General features: G+C 58.9%; 12 protein-coding genes. 4 read left to right on the top strand and 8 right to left on the bottom strand.

The annotated features are described in order from the left end of the window. The first annotated feature begins 255 nt into the window (after nucleotides 1-255). Nucleotides 256-1,029, top strand: coding sequence for a ParA family protein (locus tag DQN55_RS20480; RefSeq protein ID WP_048382848.1), 774 nt, complete (start codon nucleotides 256-258; stop codon nucleotides 1,027-1,029). On the opposite strand, the gene trxC is transcribed toward DQN55_RS20480, so the two are convergent. The 5 genes from trxC to DQN55_RS20455 form a co-directional block, all read right to left on the bottom strand. After that, nucleotides 1,026-1,466 (bottom strand): thioredoxin TrxC, encoded by a 441-nt coding sequence (gene trxC, locus DQN55_RS20475; RefSeq protein WP_048382846.1) that lies wholly within the window; start codon nucleotides 1,464-1,466, stop codon nucleotides 1,026-1,028. The two genes, DQN55_RS20480 and trxC, sit on opposite strands and share 4 nt — an antisense overlap. A 48-nt stretch (nucleotides 1,467-1,514) precedes the next feature. Next, on the bottom strand, nucleotides 1,515-3,311 hold the full coding sequence (locus DQN55_RS20470) for an SLC13 family permease (protein WP_048382844.1): 1,797 nt from the start codon (nucleotides 3,309-3,311) through the stop codon (nucleotides 1,515-1,517). Between the two features lie 265 nt (nucleotides 3,312-3,576). Next, nucleotides 3,577-5,040 (bottom strand): protein adenylyltransferase SelO, encoded by a 1,464-nt coding sequence (gene selO / locus DQN55_RS20465; RefSeq protein ID WP_048382842.1) that lies wholly within the window; start codon nucleotides 5,038-5,040, stop codon nucleotides 3,577-3,579. 138 nt (nucleotides 5,041-5,178) lie between these two features. Then, nucleotides 5,179-8,541 carry a mechanosensitive channel MscK gene (gene mscK, locus DQN55_RS20460; protein ID WP_048382840.1) on the bottom strand — a complete coding sequence of 1,121 codons (3,363 nt, stop codon included), beginning with the start codon at nucleotides 8,539-8,541 and terminating at the stop codon, nucleotides 5,179-5,181. Between the two features lie 36 nt (nucleotides 8,542-8,577). Then, nucleotides 8,578-10,320 carry a potassium/proton antiporter gene (locus DQN55_RS20455; RefSeq protein WP_048382839.1) on the bottom strand — a complete coding sequence of 581 codons (1,743 nt, stop codon included), beginning with the start codon at nucleotides 10,318-10,320 and terminating at the stop codon, nucleotides 8,578-8,580. 259 nt (nucleotides 10,321-10,579) lie between these two features. On the opposite strand from DQN55_RS20455, the gene DQN55_RS20450 reads away from it, so the two are divergent. Beyond that, nucleotides 10,580-11,185 carry a hypothetical protein gene (locus DQN55_RS20450; protein WP_231995625.1) on the top strand — a complete coding sequence of 202 codons (606 nt, stop codon included), beginning with the start codon at nucleotides 10,580-10,582 and terminating at the stop codon, nucleotides 11,183-11,185. A 70-nt stretch (nucleotides 11,186-11,255) separates the two neighbouring features. Here the strand turns inward: DQN55_RS20450 and putA are convergent, their stop codons facing one another. Continuing rightward, nucleotides 11,256-15,209, bottom strand: coding sequence for a trifunctional transcriptional regulator/proline dehydrogenase/L-glutamate gamma-semialdehyde dehydrogenase (gene putA / locus DQN55_RS20445; RefSeq protein ID WP_048382837.1), 3,954 nt, complete (start codon nucleotides 15,207-15,209; stop codon nucleotides 11,256-11,258). Nucleotides 15,210-15,691: 482 nt separating this feature from the next. On the opposite strand from putA, the gene putP reads away from it, so the two are divergent. Further along, a complete protein-coding gene (putP, locus tag DQN55_RS20440) occupies nucleotides 15,692-17,179 on the top strand; it encodes a sodium/proline symporter PutP (RefSeq protein WP_048382836.1) in 1,488 nt (495 codons plus the stop codon). Between the two features lie 186 nt (nucleotides 17,180-17,365). After that, nucleotides 17,366-18,202: a 23S rRNA (adenine(2030)-N(6))-methyltransferase RlmJ gene (locus DQN55_RS20435; RefSeq protein ID WP_048382834.1), complete on the top strand. Its 837-nt coding sequence runs from the start codon at nucleotides 17,366-17,368 to the stop codon at nucleotides 18,200-18,202. Nucleotides 18,203-18,355: 153 nt separating this feature from the next. On the opposite strand, the gene msrA is transcribed toward DQN55_RS20435, so the two are convergent. Both msrA and DQN55_RS20425 read right to left on the bottom strand, forming a co-directional pair. Next, on the bottom strand, nucleotides 18,356-19,003 hold the full coding sequence (gene msrA / locus DQN55_RS20430; RefSeq protein ID WP_048382832.1) for a peptide-methionine (S)-S-oxide reductase MsrA: 648 nt from the start codon (nucleotides 19,001-19,003) through the stop codon (nucleotides 18,356-18,358). 67 nt (nucleotides 19,004-19,070) lie between these two features. After that, nucleotides 19,071-20,900 carry a putative bifunctional diguanylate cyclase/phosphodiesterase gene (locus tag DQN55_RS20425; protein WP_408634603.1) on the bottom strand — a complete coding sequence of 610 codons (1,830 nt, stop codon included), beginning with the start codon at nucleotides 20,898-20,900 and terminating at the stop codon, nucleotides 19,071-19,073. Nucleotides 20,901-21,054: the final 154 nt, after the last annotated feature.

The raw sequence follows: 21,054 nt of genomic DNA, 5'->3' as shown, positions 1-21,054 counted from the left end.
CATTATCCGGGTGCAGTTGGTTGGTAGCAAATATTGCTTACAGTTGGAGCGTGGTTTTTTCGTGTACGACACAAAATTACTGTCATTTAGCCATGATTGGCCGGTGAGTAAGTTTCAACCAGCGCAGAAAGTAGATATGTTCATGTGCGTTTGCAGATATAGAGACTAGAGCTGTAGTTCATTTCTCGGCGAGGTAGCGAAGCCGCTCAAAGGGCCTCTACACTCAGGCACTCATTGATACACGGAGGTTTTGAAATGCGTCGTGTGGTGTTCAATCAAAAAGGCGGTGTGGGCAAGTCCAGCATCGCGTGCAACCTGGCGGCGGTCAGCGCTAGCGAGGGTTACAGGACCTTGCTGGTAGATCTGGATGCCCAGGCTAACTCCACTCAATACCTCACCGGGCTCACCGGCGACGACATTCCGATGGGGATCGCGGACTTCTTCAAGCACAGTTTGTCTGCGGGTGTCGGCTCAAAGAAAAATCGGGTCGATATTTACGAAACGCCTTTCGAAAATCTACACGTGATTACCGCCACTGCTGAACTGGCCGATCTGCAGCCAAAACTGGAAGCCAAGCACAAGATCAACAAGCTGCGTAAGTTGCTCGATGAGCTGGCCGAAGATTATGACCGCATTTATGTCGACACGCCGCCGGCCCTGAACTTCTATGCCGTGTCGGCATTGATCGCCTGTGACCGTGTGCTGATTCCGTTTGATTGCGACAGTTTTTCGCGTCAAGCGCTCTACGGGCTGCTGGCCGAGATCGACGAACTGAAAGATGATCACAACGAAGCGCTGATGGTGGAAGGCATCGTGGTCAACCAGTTTCAGGCCCGGGCCAGTTTGCCGCAGCAAATGCTCGATGAGCTCATCGCTGAAAGCCTGCCTGTCTTACCGGTGTACCTCAGCAGTTCAGTACGTATGCGTGAGTCGCATCAGGCCAGCCAGCCGCTGGTTTACTTCGACCCGCGACACAAGCTGACTCAGCAATTCATTGAGCTGCACGATTATCTGGATCAGAACGCTTAAGCGCTGACCCCGTGGCTATGTAGCCAGGCCTTGAGCTGTTGAAGGGGGAAAGCGCCACTTTGACGGGCGATTTCCTGGCCGTTCTTGTAGAGGATCAGGCTGGGGATCGAGCGTATCCCCAGTTGCACCGCCAGTTGCTGATTGGCTTCACTGTCGAGCTTGGCCAGTCGGCAGGTGTTGGCCAGTTGGCCGGCAGCCTGTTCGAATATAGGAGCAAAGGCTTTGCACGGCCCGCACCATTCAGCCCACACATCCACCAAGAGCGGCAGATCGCCTTTGATCTGACTGGGGTAATCGGCTTGTTTCAAATCAAAGGGTTTGCCGGTCAGCACTTCGTTTTTACAGCGTCCGCATTTGGGGTGTTCATCCAGACGTGCGGCCGGGATGCGATTCAGGCCATTGCAGTGCGGGCAGGGAATCAGCAGTGGATCGGTCATGAGGAGGCTCCTGCAGGTCGTGTGAAGCTGAGTTCAGCAGACTATCGGTCAGCCCGCCACCGGTGTCAGCGGCCAGATCCAGGGGATTATCAGCATTCCGACAATCAGCATCAGCACATTCAACGGGACACCGATGCGCAGGAAGTCGCTGAATTTATAGCCGCCAGCGTTATACACGAAGGTGTTGGTCTGGTAGCCGATGGGGGTGGCGAAACTGGCGCTGGCGGCGAACATGACCGCGACCACGAAGGGGCGGGGATCGACCCCCATCTGTTGTGCGACGCCAATGGCAATCGGTGTCAGCAATACGGCCACCGCATTATTGGAGAGAATTTCGGTCAGGATGGTCGTCAGCAAGTACACGAAACCCAGCATCAGCAGTGGGCCTGCATTGGGCACCGCGGCCATGGTCTGGTTGACCACCAGGTTGATCAGGCCGACTTTCTCCATCGCAATACTAATGGCCAGCATGCCGAAAATAAGGCTGAGAATCTTCCAGTCCACGGCCTTGTAGGCGTCTTGTACATCCAGGCAGCGCGTAGCGACCACGGTCACGGCGGCAATCAATGCCAACCCCTCGATGGGCATGACTTCCAGCGCAGCCAGTAGCATCACTGCCAGGGTGGCGATAATGGCGATGGGCGCCTTGTCGCGGCGATAAGCACGCTCCAGTACGGTATTGAGGCTGATCAGATCGCCGTTCTCGGCAAAGCGGCGAATCTGCGCCGGCGTGCCTTCTACCAGCATCACGTCGCCAAACTGCAAGTGCAGATCGTCGAGGTTGCCTTGAATGTTTTCGTCCTGGCGATGCACGGCCAGCACGGCGATGCCATAGCGCGCTGTCAGGTCGAGGTCGCGCATGGGGCGGTGGCTGTAACGGGAGTTACGGCCGACGATAGCCTCGGCCACAATCACGTCATGGCTGCTGATGGTCTCGAAAGCGTTGCCGCGGTTGAAGGTCAGCACGCCGCTTTCGCGCAGCTCTACCACATTGTGCACTTGCCCGTGGAGCACCAGCCGGTCGCCGCTGCGCAGTTGAGTGTTGGATTCCGGGCTGCTCAGCTCTTGCTCTTCGCGAAAGATCTTCAGAACTTGCAAGCCACTGCCGCCATTGAGATTGGCTTCGGCCAGGGTTTTGCCAATCGCCGACGAGTCATGCGGCACCAGCAGCTCGCTCATGAATGTGCGGGCCAGATCCGGCCGCAGTTGCTTGGACAGGCTGTCGCGATCAGGCAACAAGCGGTTGCTGAACAGCATCAAATAGACAAAACCGACCGCTGCAAACATCAGCCCGGCCTGGGTGATTTCAAACATGCCGAAAGGCGCGAGTCCGGCTTTGCGGGCTACGCCGTCCACCAGAATGTTGGTCGAGGTGCCGATCATGGTCAGCATGCCGCCCAGCACGGTGGCATAGGACAAGGGAATCAGCAGCTTGGAGGGCGAGGTGTGGGCGCGCTTGGCCAGGGCAATCGCTACAGGGGTCAAAATGGCGACCACCGGTGTGTTGTTCAAAAACGCCGAAATCACCAGTGCAGTGATCATCAGGCCGCCGAGTACCCGCAGTGGCCGGTCTCCCACCAGATTGCCCAGCCAATTGCCCAATGCATCAATACAGCCGGTGCGCTCCAGTGCGGCGGAGAGCACGAACATGCAGGCAATCGTGGCCGGTGCCGAGTTGCTCAGCACACTCAGCACTTCGTGCGGGGTCAGGATCTGCGTGACCAGCAAGGCTGCAACACCGATCGCGGCCACCACATCGGCGCTCCACTTCTCGCGCACAAACGACACCAGCAACCACACCAGCAAGGCAGCGACGAACAACAGGGGAAGTGAGTCCCAGGACATGGACGTTCCTTAAGCAACGAATCTCGTATGAGGTATCGGGCAACCCGGAGCCGCCACGCGGGCGTCACGATAGTGAGCGTGAGTTATTTCGTCTAAGACTGTTTGGGAAGGTTGATATGCGATTTGGTTATGCAGAGAGGGCAGGTGCTGCTCATTCGCTCACAAAGTCTCTGTGTGGTGAGGGAATGAGTTGGTCAGGTTTTGGGAATCTATCAGGCGTAGAGCCGTTGTCATCAATGTGGCAACGGCGTGATTCACGGGTTGTTCACGACGAACAGCTAATCTCCAGATGTTTGCCCCATTCCGGCGGCCGCTCGGCATAGGCTTCCATGCCAGGCTGTTCGGTAAACGGCCGGGTCAGTACCCGATGCAGTTGCCGTACTTCGCTGTAGTCTCCGGCTTGCGCTGCGTCGATGGCTTTTTGTGCCAGGTAGTTGCGCAGGATGTACAGCGGGTTGACCGCATGCATGCGTTCTCGTCGCGCATTGTCATCGGGCGGACCTTCGCGATTGACCCGTGCCACATACCGCTCCGCCCATTCGTCAAAGCCCTTGAGGTCAATGAAGTCATCGCGCAGGCGGGCCACGGCCAGCTCGGCCGGTTGATCCCCCAGGCGGCGGAAGAACAGGGTGTAGTCCACGGCGCTGCCTTGCATCCGTTGCAGCAGATCTTCGATCAATGCCTGATCGCCGCCCTCAGCGCGGGTCAGGCCCAGGCGGCGGCGCATCAGGTCGAGGTAGTGCGCCTGATACAGCGGCAGGTACAACCCCAAGGTCTCGCGCAGGGCTTCAACGGTAATGAACGGTGTCAGTGCCTGGGCCAGTGCACTGAGGTTCCATTGACCAATGGGTACCTGATTGCTGAAGGAGTAACGCCCTTCCTGGTCGGAGTGGTTGCAAATGAAGTGGGCGTCGAAGTCGTCCAGAAAGGCGAAAGGCCCGAAGTCGAAGGTGATGCCCAAAATCGACATGTTGTCGGTATTCATCACGCCGTGGCAAAAGCCGTAAGCCTGCCATTTGGCGATCAACTCGGCGTTGCGCTCGACGATTTCGCGGAACATCGCCAGCCAGGGTTCTGGCTGTTCCAGGCACTGTGCAAAGTGTTGCGCCAGCACGTACTCGCCCAGTTGCTTTTGGGCCTCGGGTTGCTTGGTGTAATAGAAATACTCGAAGTGTCCAAAGCGGACATGGCTCGGCGCCAGGCGCAGCACCATGGCCGCTCGTTCTTGTTGCTCGCGCCACACCGGGGTGTCGGAGCCAATCACGCACAGCGCGCGGCTGCTGGGGATGTCGAGCGAGTGCAAGGCCTCGGAGGCAAGAAACTCGCGAATCGAGGAGCGCAGCACGGCCCGGCCATCGCCCATGCGCGAGTAAGGCGTCATGCCTGCACCCTTGAGGTGCAGGTCCCAATGCTCGCCCGCACTGTTGTAGACCTCGCCCAATAACAGCCCGCGACCATCACCCAGCCGCGGATTGTAGGAGCCGAACTGGTGGCCGGAATAGACCATCGCCCGCGGCTCGGCATCTGCCCACAGGGTATGGCCGCCGAACAGTTTGGCAAACACCGGGTCTTCGGCCACGGCGGGGTCCAGGTCGAGCAAGCGCATGGCGGCTTCGCTGGCCACCACCAGCCGCGGTGCGTCGATGGGGTCTGGAAGCACGTGGGTTGAGAAGGTGTCTCCCAAGCGGGCGAAACGGTTGTCGAAGGTCAGTTCGTCGAGGGCTTTCAACGGCCATCTCCAGCAAACAAAAGTGGGTAAGCCTCAGGCTCCATGCAGGAGCTGGCGTGTCTCGCGAAGCAGGCAACGCGGTGGTGTGTTGCAGCGCGGTGAGGCTATTGCGAGCACGCCCGCGCTGCTCGGTCGATGTCAGTCCTTGGGCGGTTCGTGCTTGCCCAACTGCGGCTTTTGCACAGGGGCTGGCTCAGTGGCGCCAGGCTCGCCTTGGGGTTTGATCGGTACCACCTTGTATTCCTGAGCATCCATGTTCTTAAGGTACACCTCAATCTGTTGGAACGAGATGTTGATGCTGTGTTTCTTGAACTCGCGGTTGATAAAGCGGTTCACTTCGTCGAGTACCGGGTTGCGGTCGCCCAGATCGCGTACGTGCATGCGCAGCTCATGATCAAGGGTGCTTTGGCCGAAGTTCAGGAAGTACACCAGCGGCTCTGGATCCTTGAGCACACGGGGGTTCTCGCGTGCGGCCTTGAGCAGCAGGTCGCGGACCAGGTCGAGGTCAGAGCCGTAGTCGACCCCCAGTTTCAGGGTGACGCGGGTCACAGTATCGGTGAGCGACCAGTTGATCAGTTGCCCGGTGATGAACGTTTTGTTCGGGACGATGATGTCTTTGCGGTCGAAGTCGGTAATGGTGGTAGCCCGGATCCGGATTTTGCTCACCGTGCCTGACAGGTTGCCAATGGTGATGGTGTCGCCAATACGTACCGGGCGCTCGAAGAGGATCATGATCCCGGAAATGAAGTTGGCGAAGATTTCCTGCATGCCGAAACCCAGGCCGACCGAGAGCGCGGCTACCAGCCATTGCAGCTTGTCCCAGCTCACGCCGAGTGTGGACAGGGTTGAAACAAATCCGACGCCGACGATGACATAGGTCAGCAACGTGGTGGTGGCGTAGGCGCTGCCTTGACCCAGGTCGAGCCGCGACAGCACCAGAACCTCAAGCAGGCCTGGCAGGTTGCGCGCCAGGGCAATGCTGATGCCAATGATGACGAGCGCGCCGATCATGTCACCCATGCTGATGGGCACCATGCTCATGGTGGCACCACTGCCGCTGGTGTACTCGTAGAGGGTAAAGTTGTCGAGGTAGGAGAATACTGAAATCAAATCGGCCCACACCCAATACAGTCCGCCGACAAAAGCTGCGAGCAAGGCCAGGCGAATCAGGCGCAGCGATTGCTGGTTGACCTGCTCGATGTCCAGTGTCGGCTCTTCGATCACCGTGTCATTCCCTTCGCCAGCTTCTTTGGCGGCCTGACGCTTGGCCAGTGCCCGGTGATACGCAAGGCGTCGCGCAGCCACTGCCAGGCCGCGTACAAAGGCGGCTTCGACCACAAGCCAGAACATCAGCAGGTACAGCGTGTTGATCAGTCGATCACTGAGTTTGAGGGCGGTGTAGTAGTAGCCAAAACACACCGCCACAAACAGGGCGATGGGCAGGATAGCCACCATCAGGCCCAGCAGTTTGCGCAAGCGATAGGCTTTCTTGTCGAGCGGGTTATTGAGCAGCAGGCGCATCAGCAACCAGGCCATGGCGGCATAGCAGCCGAGTACGATCAGAATCCCCAGTACATCGTCTGCCAGCGCAGCGGGCTGTTGCTCGGCGAAGGCGACGACCGCCACCAATGCCAGCACCACCAGCCCGAGCCGGCGAATCCAGCCTTGGAGAAACTCAACCAGCGGTTTTTCCCAGCGGAAATGCAGTTCGGCCACGCCGCCCGGTGCCAGAATGCGATATGCGGTGTAGAACACCAGCCAGGCCTCGGCCATCTGGATCAACGAAGCCCCGAGGTTTGCGTTCATGCCTCGGGCATCGGTTTGCAGGGCATAGCCGCACAGTGCCAGGGCCATTGAGATTGGCATGGCCAACAGGATGTTGATCAGGATTGCCATCGGCGTGTGCCATTGGCTGTCGCGCTTGAAGTGGCCCACGTCCTGGTGAATGCGGTTGAGTTTCTTGTACAGGAATTTACGCTTCCACAGCAGGGCGACAATCACCAGCAGCAACGGCGAAAACAACCACGGTCGCTGCGCCAGGCCGTCGGCCAGCTCGCTGAAACCTGTGGTCCAGGGCAGTGTCACGATTTGTTGCTCAAAGCGGCGAGGGGCTTCTTGCAGCCATTCCAGGTCCAGCGGTTTGTTGCTGGGGATCCAGAACATCTGTTCGTCCAGGGTCGCACGCAGACTCTGGGCGGTGTTGAGCAATTGCTTCTGGTTAAGTTGCAGGGTGATGGTTTCGTTGAGCAGAGCGCTCAACTCGCGACTTAACCGGTCCAGCAAGTCGCTGCGGGTGGACACGAGTTCGGTCAGCGTCTTGCGCATTTGCGGCGTCACTTCAGCCGCGGGTTGCGTCGACAACAGGTTGTCGACATAGCTGGTCGGATTGTTGATCAGCTCGCGTTGCTGGTTGACCTCAAACTGATAGAGGCGGATGTCGGCAATTTCGTCTGCCAGGTTTTTGTCCATTTTTTGCAGATGCGGCAGGGCCTGCTTCTGTTTGTAGAGAATCTTGGACAGCAGCAGGCTGCCCTTGAGCACGCTGATCTGCTCGTCCAGCGCCTGATCGCTTTGGGTGACGTTATCCAGTTGCTGTTTGGTTTCAAGGTTCTGCTGGGTCACCTCGTTCAAGCGGTCCGTGCTGCGTAACAGGTAGTCGGACAGTTTGAGGTTGATCGCACTTTCGGTGGCCAGCAGGCTGCTGCTGCCGGACTTTTGCGCCTCGATCGATTGTTCGGTGACAGTCTGCTGGGACTCTGCCAGTCGCTTCTGATTGATCAGGGTTTGCAGCTCTTGAATTTCCTGATCCTGACGCGTGGTTTTTTCCAGCAGCAAGTCGTGCTGGCTGCTGCTCAGGTCCTGTAATTGATTGTTGCCTGCCAGTTCCTGGCGGCGCAGAGCAATCAGCGCTGTCAGCGAAGCGATTTCGGCATTGAGCAGGTTGCGCTGGTCAGCGTTGAGCACCTTACCGTTTTCGCGCCCCGCCTTCAGGGTGTTGTTGATCTGCTGAATGCGTGTCTGGCTGGTGCTGATCTCGGCTTGCGCCCGTTCCGGACGGGTCTGTGCGGCGATGGTCATGCTGTTGGCGCTGGCCAGGGCCTTTTGCAGCTCGCCCTGCTGCGTCGTACGCTCGGCCAGCAGTTGCTCCAGCTGCGGCACCGACAGGTTGTTATAGCGCTGGGCCACAGGCACTACGGTGCTGGTTTTCAGGCGGGCCAGTTCGCGCTGGTTTTCGCTGGTTTTATGAGGCGCACTGCTCAGTTGCTGTTTGACTTCGCTCAAGCGCTGCTCGTAATCGGCCTTGTTGGCCAACTCATTGAGGGTCTGCTCGAGTACCGCCTGTAACGCCTTTTGATCAGCATCGGGCAGTTTGCGATCAGCAATTTTATCCAGGCTCTGCTGAACCGCTTCGGGTGCGGGCGGTTCGGCAGCCTGGAGCATGCCGACGGAAAGGCTCAGCCCAAGCAGGGCTGTTGCGAAGAATGTGCGCAAAGTTGGCATAGATACCGGTCATACAAGCGTAGGAAAGTTTGGAGTTTAGAGGAACAACCCGGGACCCGGGGCACTTCCTTCCGGGAATCTGACGCCCACCTTGCCTATCTTGTTCCCGTCCATCACGGCCACGGTCCAAATGGTGTTGTTCCATTCCACCTGGTCGCCGACGACCGGAGCTCCGCCGACTTTTTGCGCAATGAACGTACTGAGTGGCAGATCGGGGTCGATGCCCTCAAGCTTCAGGCCATACAGCGCCGACACAGCGCCCAGCCGGGCGTCGCCTTCGAGCACAAAGTCGCCGAAGAACCGCAGGTCGAGACCGCGGGTCGGAGGTTTGCTGAACAGCTTGCCCAGCGCCGGCAAGTTATGTTCGTGACCGATCACGCAGAGCAGATCACCAATTTCGAGGGTGGTACTGCCCGACGGGTGGAGCAGTTGCTGGCCACGAAACAGTGCAGCGATACGGGTGCCTTCGGGCATTTTCAGTTCACGCAGGGCAGCACCGATACACCAGTTCTGCGCATCGAGGCGGTATACAAATAGCTCCCACTCGCTGGTGACGTGTACCTCAAGCGCCGCCCGGGAGATGGGTGCAAGATCGGGTGGTACGGTGACTTTGAGCAGCTTGGCGACCCAGGGCAGGCTGGTGCCTTGCACCAGCAGCGAGACCAGAACGATAAAGAAGGCCAGGTTGAAATACAGCTGTGCGTTGGGCAGCCCGGCCATCAGCGGGAACACCGCGAGAATGATCGGTACCGCGCCGCGCAGACCCACCCAGGAGATGAAGGCTTTTTCCCGGGTGTGGAATGCTTTGAAGGGCAGCAGGCCTACGATGACTGACAGGGGGCGGGCGAACAGAATCATCCACAGGGCCAAGGCCAGTGCCGGGGCCGCGATGGGCAGCAAGTCATGGGGGGTCACCAGCAGGCCCAGTACCAGGAACATGCCGATCTGGGCCAGCCAGGCCATGCCGTCCAGCATGTGCAAAATGCCGTGGCGGCTGCGGATCGGGCGGTTACCCAGGACCAGCCCGCACAGGTACACCGCAAGGAAGCCGCTGCCGTGAAGGGCGTTGGTCAGGGCGAACACCAGCAGCCCGCCCGCGATCACTAGGATCGGGTACAGGCCGTTGGCAAGGTTGATCCGGTTGACCATTTGCAGCATCAGCCAGCCGCCCGCCAGACCTACCGTGCCGCCGATACCGAACTCGCGCAACAAGTTGAGCAGCAGGCTCCAGTGCAGGCTGGTTTCGCCGCTGGCGAGCATGTCGATCAGGGTCACGGTGAGGAACACCGCCATCGGATCGTTGCTCCCGGACTCGATCTCAAGACTTGCCGAGACCCGTTCGTTCAGGCCTTTTCCGCCCAGCAGGGAGAACACCGCGGCGGCGTCGGTCGAGCCGACAATGGCGCCGATCAGCAAGCCCTGGATCATGTTGAGGTTGAACAGCCAGGCGGCCATCATGCCGGTCAGTCCAGTGGTGATCATGACCCCGACCGTTGCCAGCGACAGGGCTGGCCATAACGCCACCCGGAAGCTTGATACCCGCGTGCGCAAGCCGCCGTCGAGCAAAATCACCGCCAGAGCAAGGTTGCCGACCAGGTAGGCCGTTGGGTAGTTGTCGAAAATAATGCCGCCACCGTCGACACCTGCGGCCATGCCCACCGCCAGGATGATGACCAGAATCGGAATGCCCAGGCGTGAGGACAGAGAACTCACCAGAATGCTTGCACCCACCAGCAACGCGCCGATCAAGAACAGGCTGTTGATGGTCGTCGCATTCAAAGGCAGTACTCCAGGAAACTAGATAGGCGGGGCGCGAACTGCACATGCAGTCTGCGTGCCAGCGATTCTAACCTGTGGGCTTGGCGCACTGTCAAAAAGCTTTTGAGGGAAATGAACGGCGACTGTCAGAAGGGGGTGTCAGGAGGGGAGAGCCAATGAGTTGGTATTTTTCCTACGTGATAATTGGATTTAGATGGCATTTTTATGTTGGTCAGATTGTGTCTACTTCGCGCCTCCTCTATTAATGCATGGATGTGTGATGAAGCTCACCCCTACACCTGATATGCCGTTGTCAGACCGGAAAATACCGTCTGATGATGCAAAAAACGCACTGTATGTCGTGTCGATCAGCAAGTTTGTGTGGCTGTATGTGCTGACGGGCAGTGGTTACATTTTTTATTGGTCCTACCGCAATTGGGCATCCTACAGAGCGGCCACCGGCGTCGACATCATGCCGATCATGCGCGGGGTGTTCTGGCCGTTCTTTATCCTCTCCCTGTTCGAGAAGGTTCAGAACGGTCTCGAGACGGCAGGGCGTTCGTGCCAGTGGTACCCGGAGGCCCGTGGCTTATTGATCATGCTGCTGGTCTTGATCTCTGTGCTGTTGAACCCGTTCTTTAGTCCCCCCTCGGGCACGCTGTTTGTCTTTATTGCCGACATGGTGCTGATCGCCGCTGGCACCGGGCTGTTTGTCGGGGCGCAGCGCGCGATCAATCTGCTGCATGATGACCCGCAAGGCAGGAGTAACAGCGTGTTGAGCGTCGGGAATCTGGTGTGGATGGTGCTGGGAGGGCTGCACCTGTTTTTCGTCGCGATTGTCGCGATTGTTACGTTGATGGTTGCGGGGTATTTGGCGCTCACATAGCTGTTCGATGCGTGCATAAAAAAACCGGGCACCTGCGAAGGTGCCCGGTTTTTCAGGGTTCAGCCAGTGGTCAGCCGATGGTCATCAAGCTCGCGTTACCGCCAGCAGCAGCGGTGTTGACGCTCAAGGCGCGCTCAATCACCAGGCGCTCCAGAGCGATGTTGGTTTCGCCCTGAGACAACCCTTGCACACCGACGATGGCGCCAGCGCGCTTGGCCACTCGCTGGCAAACGTCACGCAGCTGGTCACTGTCGCCATGATGCAGCACGGCGTCGAAGATCACCTCGTCCCGAGTCCAGTCGGCTACCCGCGTGATGCGCGCTTGCACCTCTTTTGGCAGACGGGCGAACAGGGCTTTGGCCATGTCGCTTTCAGGCACTACCGCCGAGCTGCCCACGGCCAGTACGGCGGCCAGTTGCGTCAGCAGGTCGCTTTCGACTTCAGCCAGGCACAGTACATGCTCGCGCGGCAGGATGGCGTAGCTGTTGCGTTCGCCGGTCGGGCCGTTGAGCAGGCGGGTGATGCCGCTTTGCGAGTGAGCCGCGAACTCGCTGCACAGTTCGGCCAGCGCTGTGAGTTGCTGGCTGGTCGCCCAGCCTTGCAGTGCCACGAGCGGTTTGCTCAGGGCTTCGCGGGCCTGGGTGTCTGGAGCGGTGATGGCGTCGACCTTGGCGAATGATTGCTCGATCGCGTTGTTTGGACGGGTCGACAGCAGGCGGTACAGGTACAGCGGGCCACCGGCTTTAGGACCAGTACCGGACAGACCTTCGCCGCCGAACGGCTGGACGCCGACCACAGCGCCTACGATGTTACGGTTGACGTAGACGTTACCGGCATTGACGTTGTTGACCACCTTGGCGATGGTTTCGTCGATACGGGTGTGTACGCCCAGCGTCAGGCCGTAGCCCGAAGCGTTGATCTGTGCGATCAACTGATCGATATCCTTGCGCTTGTAGCGCACCACGTGGAGTACCGGCCCGAAGATTTCGCGTTCCAGCTCGTCGAAGCTTTCCAGCTCAATCAGGGTCGGCATCACGAAGGTACCGCGCTTGCACTCTTCGATGTCGGCAATGGCCATTTGGTAAACGGTGCGGCCTTTGTCGCGCATCCCCTGGATGTGTTGCTCGATCCCGGCTTTGGCTTCGGCATCGATCACCGGGCCAATGTCGACGGACAGGCGTTCCGGGTTACCCATGCGCGATTCGGCCATCGCGCCTTTGAGCATTTCGATCACCCGATCAGCCGAGTCTTCCTGCAGGCACAGTACGCGCAATGCAGAGCAACGCTGACCGGCGCTGTCGAAGGCCGAGGACACAACGTCGATGACCACTTGTTCGGTCAGTGCCGACGAGTCGACGATCATTGCGTTCTGGCCACCGGTTTCGGCGATCAGCGGGATTGGTCGGCCCTGAGCATCCAGGCGACCTGCGATATTGCGTTGCAGCAAGCGTGCAACTTCGGTGGAACCGGTGAACATGACACCTTTCACCCGATCGTCGCCGACCAGACGGGCGCCAACGGTTTCGCCGCGTCCCGGCAACAGTTGCAGCACGCCTTCAGGAATACCGGCCTCGAGCATCAAGCGCACGGCTTGAGCAGCCACCAGCGGCGTTTGTTCAGCAGGCTTGGCCAGAACCGGGTTACCGGCTGCCAGTGCCGCTGCCACTTGACCACTGAAGATTGCCAGCGGGAAGTTCCACGGGCTGATGCAGACCACGGGGCCCAGCGGACGGTGGGCATCGTTGGTCAGGTCGTTGCGTGCCTGTACGGCGTAATAACGCAGGAAGTCGACGGCTTCACGGACTTCAGCAATGGCGTTGGCGTAGGTCTTGCCGGCTTCACGGGCCAGCAGGCCCATCAGTGGCTGGATCTCGGCTTCCATCAGGTCTGCGGCACGCTCCAGAATCGCGGCACGCTCGGCGGGCGGAGTTGCCTGCCAGATAGGCGCAACGTTCAGGGCGCACTGGATTGCGTTGTCGGCATCTTCAACGGTTGCTTCTTGTACGTGGCCAACCACGTCACGCAGGTCGGACGGGTTGAGCACCGCTGCCGGCGCTTCGTTGCTGGACGCGCAGCCGAGCATCGGTGCCGCTTTCCAGTCGTTGTGTGCGGTAGCCAGCAAGGCACAGGACAACGACGCCAGGCGGTGTTCGTTGGCCATGTCGATGCCGCTGGAGTTGGCGCGTTCGCTGCCATACAGGTCGCGTGGCAATGGAATGCGCGGGTGCGGCAGGCCAAAGCCGCCTTCTTGCGTGGCCATTTGCTCGATGCTGCTGATCGGGTCGGCAACCAGTTCCTGGATTGAAATGGTGTGGTCGGCGATGCGGTTGACAAACGAGGTGTTTGCGCCGTTTTCCAGCAGGCGGCGGACCAGATAGGCCAGCAGTGTTTCGTGAGTGCCGACCGGAGCGTACACGCGGCACGGACGGTTCAGCTTGCCTTCAGAGACCTTGCCTACGACTTGCTCGTACAGCGGTTCGCCCATGCCGTGCAGGCACTGGAACTCGTACTGGCCAGGGTAGTAGTTCTGACCGGCGATATGGTAAATCGCGGCCAGGGTCTGGGCGTTGTGCGTGGCGAATTGCGGGTAGATGGCTTCAGGCACGGCCAGCAATTTTCTTGCGCAGGCGATGTAGGACACGTCGGTGTACACCTTGCGGGTGTAGACCGGATAGCCTTCCAGGCCTTCGACCTGGGCGCGCTTGATTTCGCTGTCCCAGTAGGCGCCTTTTACCAGGCGGATCATCAGGCGATGACGGCTGCGGCGAGCCAGGTCGATCACGTAGTCGATTACGTACGGGCAACGCTTCTGGTAGGCCTGGATCACGAAGCCAATACCGTTCCAGCCGCTCAGCTGCGGCTCGAAGCACAGGCGCTCGAGCAGGTCGAGCGACAGCTCCAGGCGGTCGGCTTCTTCAGCATCGATGTTCAGGCCGATGTCGTACTGCTTGGCCAGCAAGGTCAGCGACAGCAGGCGCGGGTACAGCTCTTCCATTACGCGCTCGTACTGGGCACGGCTGTAACGCGGGTGCAGGGCCGAGAGCTTGATCGAAATGCCCGGGCCTTCATAAATGCCGCGACCATGGGAGGCTTTGCCGATCGAGTGGATGGCTTGCTCGTAAGAAGCCAGGTATTTCTGTGCGTCATGTTCGGTCAGTGCTGCTTCGCCGAGCATGTCGTAGGAGTAACGGAAGCCCTTGGCTTCAAAGCGCGTGGCGTTGGCCAGGGCTTCGGCGATGGTTTCGCCGGTTACAAATTGTTCGCCCATAAGGCGCATGGCCATGTCGACGCCCTTGCGGATCATCGGCTCGCCGCTTTTGCCGATAATGCGGCTCAGGGAGGAGGTCAGGCCCGCTTCGTTGTGGGTCGACACCAGCTTGCCGGTAAGCAGCAGGCCCCAGGTTGCCGCGTTGACGAACAGCGACGGGCTGTTGCCCAGGTGCGGGTGCCAGTTACCGGTGCTGATCTTGTCGCGAATCAGGGCGTCGCGAGTGCCTTTGTCCGGGATGCGCAGCAGCGCCTCGGCCAGGCACATCAGAGCCACGCCTTCCTGGGACGACAGGGAGAATTCTTGCAGCAGGCCTTGCACGATGCCGGCACGGCCGCCAGCGCTCTTTTGATTGCGCAGTTTTTCGGCAATCGAGGCGGCCAGGGCCTGGGTGGCTTCGGCCATCGGAGCCGGCAGGCGTGCCTGTTCCAGCAGCATCGGAACCACTTCGGGTTCCGGACGACGGTAAGCGGAAGTGATCGCGGCGCGCAGTACGGATTGCGGCAGGATGCTCTCGGCGAATTCGAGGAAGCATTGATGCGCATGATCGGCCTGTACGTCGTCGGCGTCATCACTGTCTTTGCCAGGGATGCCGCTCAACTCGTTCAGGGTTGCACCACCCTCGAGTTTTTCCAGGTAATTGAAGATTGCCTGCTTGATCAGCCAGTGTGGCGTGCGATCAATCGAGGTCGCGGCGGCTTTGAGGCGCTCGCGGGTTGGGTCGTCAAGTTTGACCCCAAGGGTGGTAGTAGCCATATTTTTATCCTCATGGGTGCCACATCTGCGCGGCATCAGCTGGCGGCAAGATTAGCGCTGCACAAGCAGAGGTGCAACCTAGTGCAACCCGTTTTTTTGTGGATTGATCGACGCTTCGTCAGGAATTTTCAGTGAAGCCCGGATCGCTGCACAGGCTTGGAGCTTTTTCATTGCTTTTGCTCTGTTCTTGCTCCGAAAAGGAGCAAAAAAGAGCTATTGCGAGGAAAAGACGACAAGGTGCAACTGCCCTGACAGAAATTGGTTGCACCTTATTTGGTTTGTTGCATAGCATTCGCGTCCAAGGTGCAACCCTCGACAAGTTAGATTCTCTCTACACTCAGTTTTTGGTTCATCAGCTGATGGTTTTCCTGGGGAAACGTCAGTCATAAATGCGCGGCAATGTTCTACGTCTCAAACAGGATGTTTGTGAGCGTTCAACCAGACCGCTGCTAAACATAAAAACAATGCCAGGGCTTAATTCAATGAGTTTAAATAACCCAACCCTGATCACGTTCGTGATCTATATCGTGGCAATGGTGCTGATTGGCCTAATGGCCTATCGCTCCACCAATAACCTTTCGGACTATATTCTCGGTGGCCGCAGCTTGGGCAGCGTCGTGACAGCATTGTCCGCTGGCGCCTCGGACATGAGCGGCTGGTTGTTGATGGGTTTGCCGGGTGCGATTTATGTTTCCGGCCTGTCGGAGAGCTGGATCGCCATCGGTCTGGTAACCGGTGCCTACCTGAACTGGCTGTTCGTTGCAGGCCGCCTGCGGGTGCAGACCGAACACAACGGTGATGCACTCACCCTGCCGGATTATTTTTCCAGCCGTTTTGAAGATACAAGTGGGCTGCTGCGGATTATCTCGGCCGTTGTGATCCTGGTGTTCTTCACTATCTACTGTGCCTCTGGCATCGTGGCCGGTGCCCGTCTGTTTGAAAGCACCTTCGGCATGACCTACGAAACAGCCCTGTGGGCGGGTGCTGCAGCGACCATCGCTTACACCTTCATCGGCGGCTTCCTGGCAGTGAGCTGGACGGACACCGTTCAAGCAACCCTGATGATTTTCGCGCTGATTCTCACGCCGATCTTCGTGCTCCTGGCCACCGGTGGCGTTGACACCACATTCCTGGCCATCGAAGCCAGTGATCCAACCAACTTCGACATGCTGAAAAACACCTCCTTCATCGGCATCATCTCGCTGATGGGCTGGGGGCTGGGTTACTTCGGTCAGCCGCACATCCTGGCGCGTTTCATGGCGGCCGATTCGGTCAAGTCCATTGCCAAGGCGCGTCGCATCTCCATGGCCTGGATGATCCTGTGCCTGGCCGGTACCGTGGGTGTTGGCTTCTTCGGTATCGCCTACTTCGCGGCGCACCCGGAAGTAGCCGGTCCTGTGACCGAAAACCCGGAGCGCGTGTTCATCGAACTGGCCAAGCTGCTGTTCAACCCATGGATTGCCGGTGTCCTGCTGTCGGCCATCCTGGCGGCGGTCATGAGCACCTTGAGCTGCCAGTTGCTGGTGTGCTCCAGCGCCTTGACCGAAGACTTCTACAAAACCTTCCTGCGTAAACATGCTTCTCAGCGGGAGCTGGTTTGGGTTGGCCGGATCATGGTTCTGGCGGTTGCACTGATTGCCATCGCGCTGGCTGCCAACCCTGAGAACCGTGTACTGGGTCTGGTGAGCTACGCATGGGCAGGCTTCGGTGCTGCTTTCGGTCCAGTGGTACTGATCTCGGTACTGTGGAAAGGCATGACCCGTAATGGTGCATTGGCCGGTATTGTGGTCGGCGCCATCACTGTGATCGTGTGGAAGCACTTCGAACTGCTGGGTCTGTACGAAATCATCCCGGGCTTCATCTTCGCCAGCTTGGCCATTTATGTGGTCAGCACCATGGGCCAAGGCCCAAGCAAGAAGATGATCGAGCGTTTCGCCGCTGCCGAAAAAGATTTCCAGCAAAACCACTGAGTCCTTTGAGCCACGGCTCGATTGATCGCAGATGAAAACGGCCCGCCCCTTAAAAGGCGGGCCGTTTTTTTGCCTGTAACCGGTGCCTGGCACGGTTTCAGGCTGCCGTCGGGCGCTACCCGCGGCTTAACCCCTGACGGTGATGCGCTGTAACAGGTAAACTTCGCCACCTGCGCAGGAGCAATCATGAATTATCGTCACGCCTTCCACGCCGGCAACCACGCCGACGTCTTCAAACATGTGGTCTTGACCCGCCTCATCGCCCTGATGTCGCGTAAAGAGCAGCCTTTTGCTTACCTCGATACTCACGCCGGTATTGGTTTGTATGACCTCAAAGGCGACCAGGCCAATCGCACGGGTGAGTACCTGGAGGGCATCGCGCGCTTGTGGGGCCAGAAAGACCTGCCCGCGGTGACTGCTGATTACATGCAGGTGTTGCACAAGATGAACCCCGATGGCGAACTGCGCTATTACCCGGGTTCGCCTGAGCTGGCGCGGCGCTTGACCCGTTCTCAGGATCGCGTGCTGCTGAATGAAAAACACCCTGAAGACGGTGTGATGCTGAAAGACAACATGCGTGGCGACCGTCGCGTGGCCGTGCATCTGGGCGAAGGCTGGCATGTGCCGCGTGCGCTGCTGCCAGTGGCTGAAAAACGGGGACTGATGCTGATTGATCCGCCGTTTGAAAAGCTCGATGAGATGAAGCGCTGCGCCGAGTCGTTGAAAGACGCGATCAGCCGCATGCGCCAGAGCGTGGTCGCGATCTGGTATCCGATCAAGGACAAGCGCCAGCTGCGTCGTTTTTATCAGGATCTGGCGGGCTCAGGCGCGCCGAAACTGCTTCAGGTGGAGTTGTTCGTGCACCCGCTGGACACCCCGAACAGCCTGAATGGCTCGGGCCTGGCCATTGCCAATCCGCCGTGGGGCCTGGAAGAAGAGCTGCGCGAGCTGCTGCCATGGCTGGCCAAAAAACTCGGCCAGACCCAGGGCGGTTGGCAGATGGAGTGGTTGATCGCTGAGTAAACCCCTGCCGCAATCTGCAGCAGCGGTCGCGTCGAGCTGCGCCACGGCGCTTTACGCGAACCTCCTGTAGCCGCTGCCGCAGGCTGCGAAGTGGGACGAAGCGCCCCGCTATTTGAGGGCCTTGTCGCACCCTCAGCAACGGCTACAGTCAAATCAGATCGGGCAGGTCACGCCTGTGCCGCCAATGCCGCAATAGCCTTCGGGGTTCTTTGCCAGGTATTGCTGATGATAGGCCTCGGCGAAGTACACCGTCGGGGCTTGTTCGATTTCAGTGGTAATGGCGCCCAGCCCCGCCTTTTCCAGCTCGGCCTGGAAGACCTTCTTGCTCTCCAGTGCTTCTTCCAGCTGCTCAGGCGTCGTGCAGTAGATGACCGAACGATACTGCGTGCCGATATCGTTGCCCTGACGCATGCCCTGGGTTGGGTTGTGCAGCTCCCAGAACATCGCCAACAGCTCTTTGTAGCTGACCTTGTCCTGATCGTAGACAACCAGCACCACTTCGGTGTGGCCCGTCAGCCCGGAGCAGACTTCTTCGTAGGTCGGGTTTGGCGTGTAGCCGCCGGCATAACCAACGACAGTGCTGACCACGCCTTCACGTTGCCAGAACTTGCGTTCTGCACCCCAGAAGCAACCCAGGCCGAAAATGGCGAAGCCTACATTGCCCAGGAAGGGACCCAGCAGCGGTTCACCGGTTACGTAGTGTTTTTCGGGCAGCTCCACGAAGGTGGTGCGGCCGGGCAATGCTTGTTCTTTAGTGGGTAACACGTTTTTGTTCACCAGGATTTCCGAGCGCAAGACCATGTTGCAAGTCCTCTCAGTCAGCGTGTAGGGAGTTAGGCCATCAGTGTGCCCGAGTGTTCCGGTGCTGTCAGGCCGGGCCGCGTGGATAGCGTTTGAGCTTCTCTGCCAGCTCTCTGCCGGGGATGGGGCGATCAAACAGATAGCCTTGGCCCACATCACAGCGATGGCGACGCAGGAACGCTAACTGTGCAGCGGTTTCGATGCCTTCGGCAACCACTTTGAGCTTGAGATTATGCGCCATGGCGATCACGGCGGAGGTGATCTCCATATCGTGTTGGTTGTCCGGGATATCGTTGATAAAACTGCGGTCGATTTTGATGATATCGATCGGGAATTTCTTCAGGTAACTGAGCGAGGAATAGCCCGTGCCGAAATCGTCCATGGCCAGGCTCAGGCCGAGTTTTTTGAGTTGCTCGAGTTGCTGGCGGGTGCCGGCAGTAGCCTCCAGCAGCAGGCCCTCGGTCAATTCAAGCTCAAGCAAGGTGGCGGGCAGTTGTTCTTCCTTGAGGATGCTGGCAAACGACGGCACCAGGTCCGGGTCGGCAAACTGCTTGGGTGACACATTAATTGCCACTTGCAGATTGCCCAGACCAGCGGCACTCAGTTGCTTGCTCATGCGGCAGGCCTGGCGGGCGACCCATTTGCCAATGGGGATGATCAGTCCGGTTTCTTCGGCCACGCTGATGAACTGATCAGGGCGAATCATGCCGTTCTTGGGGTGATTCCAGCGCAGCAAGGCTTCCATGCCCAGCAGCCGTCCGGTACGCAAGCAGAGCTTGGGCTGGTAAAACACGTCGAGTTCGTTTTGTGTCAGGGCGCGCCGCAGGTTGTTTTCCACAAACAGCTTGTAGCTGGCTTCGGCATTCAAGGTCTCGGTAAACACTTGCACCTGATGCTTGCCGTTGGCTTTGGCCTTGTGCAGGGCCAGGCCGGCGTTGCGCATCAGGGTTTGCGGCTCGCGGCCATGCAGCGGCGCGCAGGCGACCCCGACGGAGCCGGTGACGCTGATCAACTGGTTGTCGACGAACATCGGCTTGTCGAGGGTCAGCAGCAGTTGGCTGGCTGTCTGCTGGCCGGTCTCGATAGTCGTGTCATTGAGCAGAACGGCAAATTCGTTACTGGCAAAACGCGCCAGGCCATCGCCGGGGCTCAGGCTGTTGCGCAGGCGGCGGGCGAGGCTGATCAGCAGTTTGTCGCCGGTTTGATGGCCGAGGCTGTCATTGATCCGCTTGAAGTTGTCGATGTCCACCAGCAGCAGGCAAACCGGGGTGGTGCTGTCACGGGCAAAGCGTTCGTCAAGATTGCGGATGAAGGCCGGGCGGTTTTCCAGGTTGGTCAGGTTGTCTGTATACGCCAGGCGCTCGATACGCTGTTGGGCCAGCTTTGCACCGGTGATGTCTTCATAAATGCCGATGTAGTGGGTCAGCTCGCGGTTGTCACCATAGACCTTGGAAATCGACATCTGGCCCCAGTAGGGTTCCAGGTTTTTGCGTCGGCTTTTGAATTCACCTTGCCAACTGTTGCCTTTGCTCAGGCTTGAGTGCGCATCGAACAACAGGTCGCTGAGGTTCTCAAGGGCGGGCAGTTCGGACAGTTTTTGGCCTTGAACTTCTTCGGTGCTGTATTGAGTGATTGCGGTAAAGCTGGGGTTTACGTACTCCACCACACCTTCACAGTTGACCAGCAAAAAGGCGTTGGCACTCTGCTCGACCGCGCGCTGGAACAGGTGCAGGGCGTTGGTCGCCGTGCGCAAGTGTTGCAGTTGCTCTTGCTGGGCGTGCTGGTTGAGTTCCAGAGCGATTTGCAGGCGAGAGTTTTGGCTTTCCAGGTCGGCCAGCGGAGCCGAGCTGGCTTCATTGAGCCGTGCGAAACGCGGCACGTCGGGCCGCAAAGGCACGGGCAACTGCGTTACGACCTCGGCTGCCATGCGCAGGGCAGCATCGGGTTGGCTTTTCATTGAGACACTCGCTTCACAGATATGGATTGCGTACGGGCAATCTGCTACCCAAGGTTATCGGCCGACGAGGGCGCTTCTGAAGGACGATAGGGGG

Source organism: Pseudomonas taetrolens (assembly GCF_900475285.1).
Lineage (GTDB): Bacteria > Pseudomonadota > Gammaproteobacteria > Pseudomonadales > Pseudomonadaceae > Aquipseudomonas > Aquipseudomonas taetrolens.
The sequence above is the reverse complement of the archived record's forward strand: the minus strand, read 5'-3'. Positions and strand labels throughout refer to the sequence as shown.

What these genes read in the sequence shown, in the direction of transcription:
- DQN55_RS20480 (WP_048382848.1), top strand. Translation starts at nt 256, where the DNA reads ATGCGTCGTGTGGTGTTCAATCAAAAAGGCGGTGTGGGCAAGTCCAGC.
- trxC (WP_048382846.1), bottom strand. Translation starts at nt 1,466, where the DNA reads ATGACCGATCCACTGCTGATTCCCTGCCCGCACTGCAATGGCCTGAAT.
- DQN55_RS20470 (WP_048382844.1), bottom strand. Translation starts at nt 3,311, where the DNA reads ATGTCCTGGGACTCACTTCCCCTGTTGTTCGTCGCTGCCTTGCTGGTG.
- mscK (WP_048382840.1), bottom strand. Translation starts at nt 8,541, where the DNA reads ATGCCAACTTTGCGCACATTCTTCGCAACAGCCCTGCTTGGGCTGAGC.
- DQN55_RS20450 (WP_231995625.1), top strand. Translation starts at nt 10,580, where the DNA reads ATGAAGCTCACCCCTACACCTGATATGCCGTTGTCAGACCGGAAAATA.
- putA (WP_048382837.1), bottom strand. Translation starts at nt 15,209, where the DNA reads ATGGCTACTACCACCCTTGGGGTCAAACTTGACGACCCAACCCGCGAG.
- putP (WP_048382836.1), top strand. Translation starts at nt 15,692, where the DNA reads ATGAGTTTAAATAACCCAACCCTGATCACGTTCGTGATCTATATCGTG.
- DQN55_RS20435 (WP_048382834.1), top strand. Translation starts at nt 17,366, where the DNA reads ATGAATTATCGTCACGCCTTCCACGCCGGCAACCACGCCGACGTCTTC.
- msrA (WP_048382832.1), bottom strand. Translation starts at nt 19,003, where the DNA reads ATGGTCTTGCGCTCGGAAATCCTGGTGAACAAAAACGTGTTACCCACT.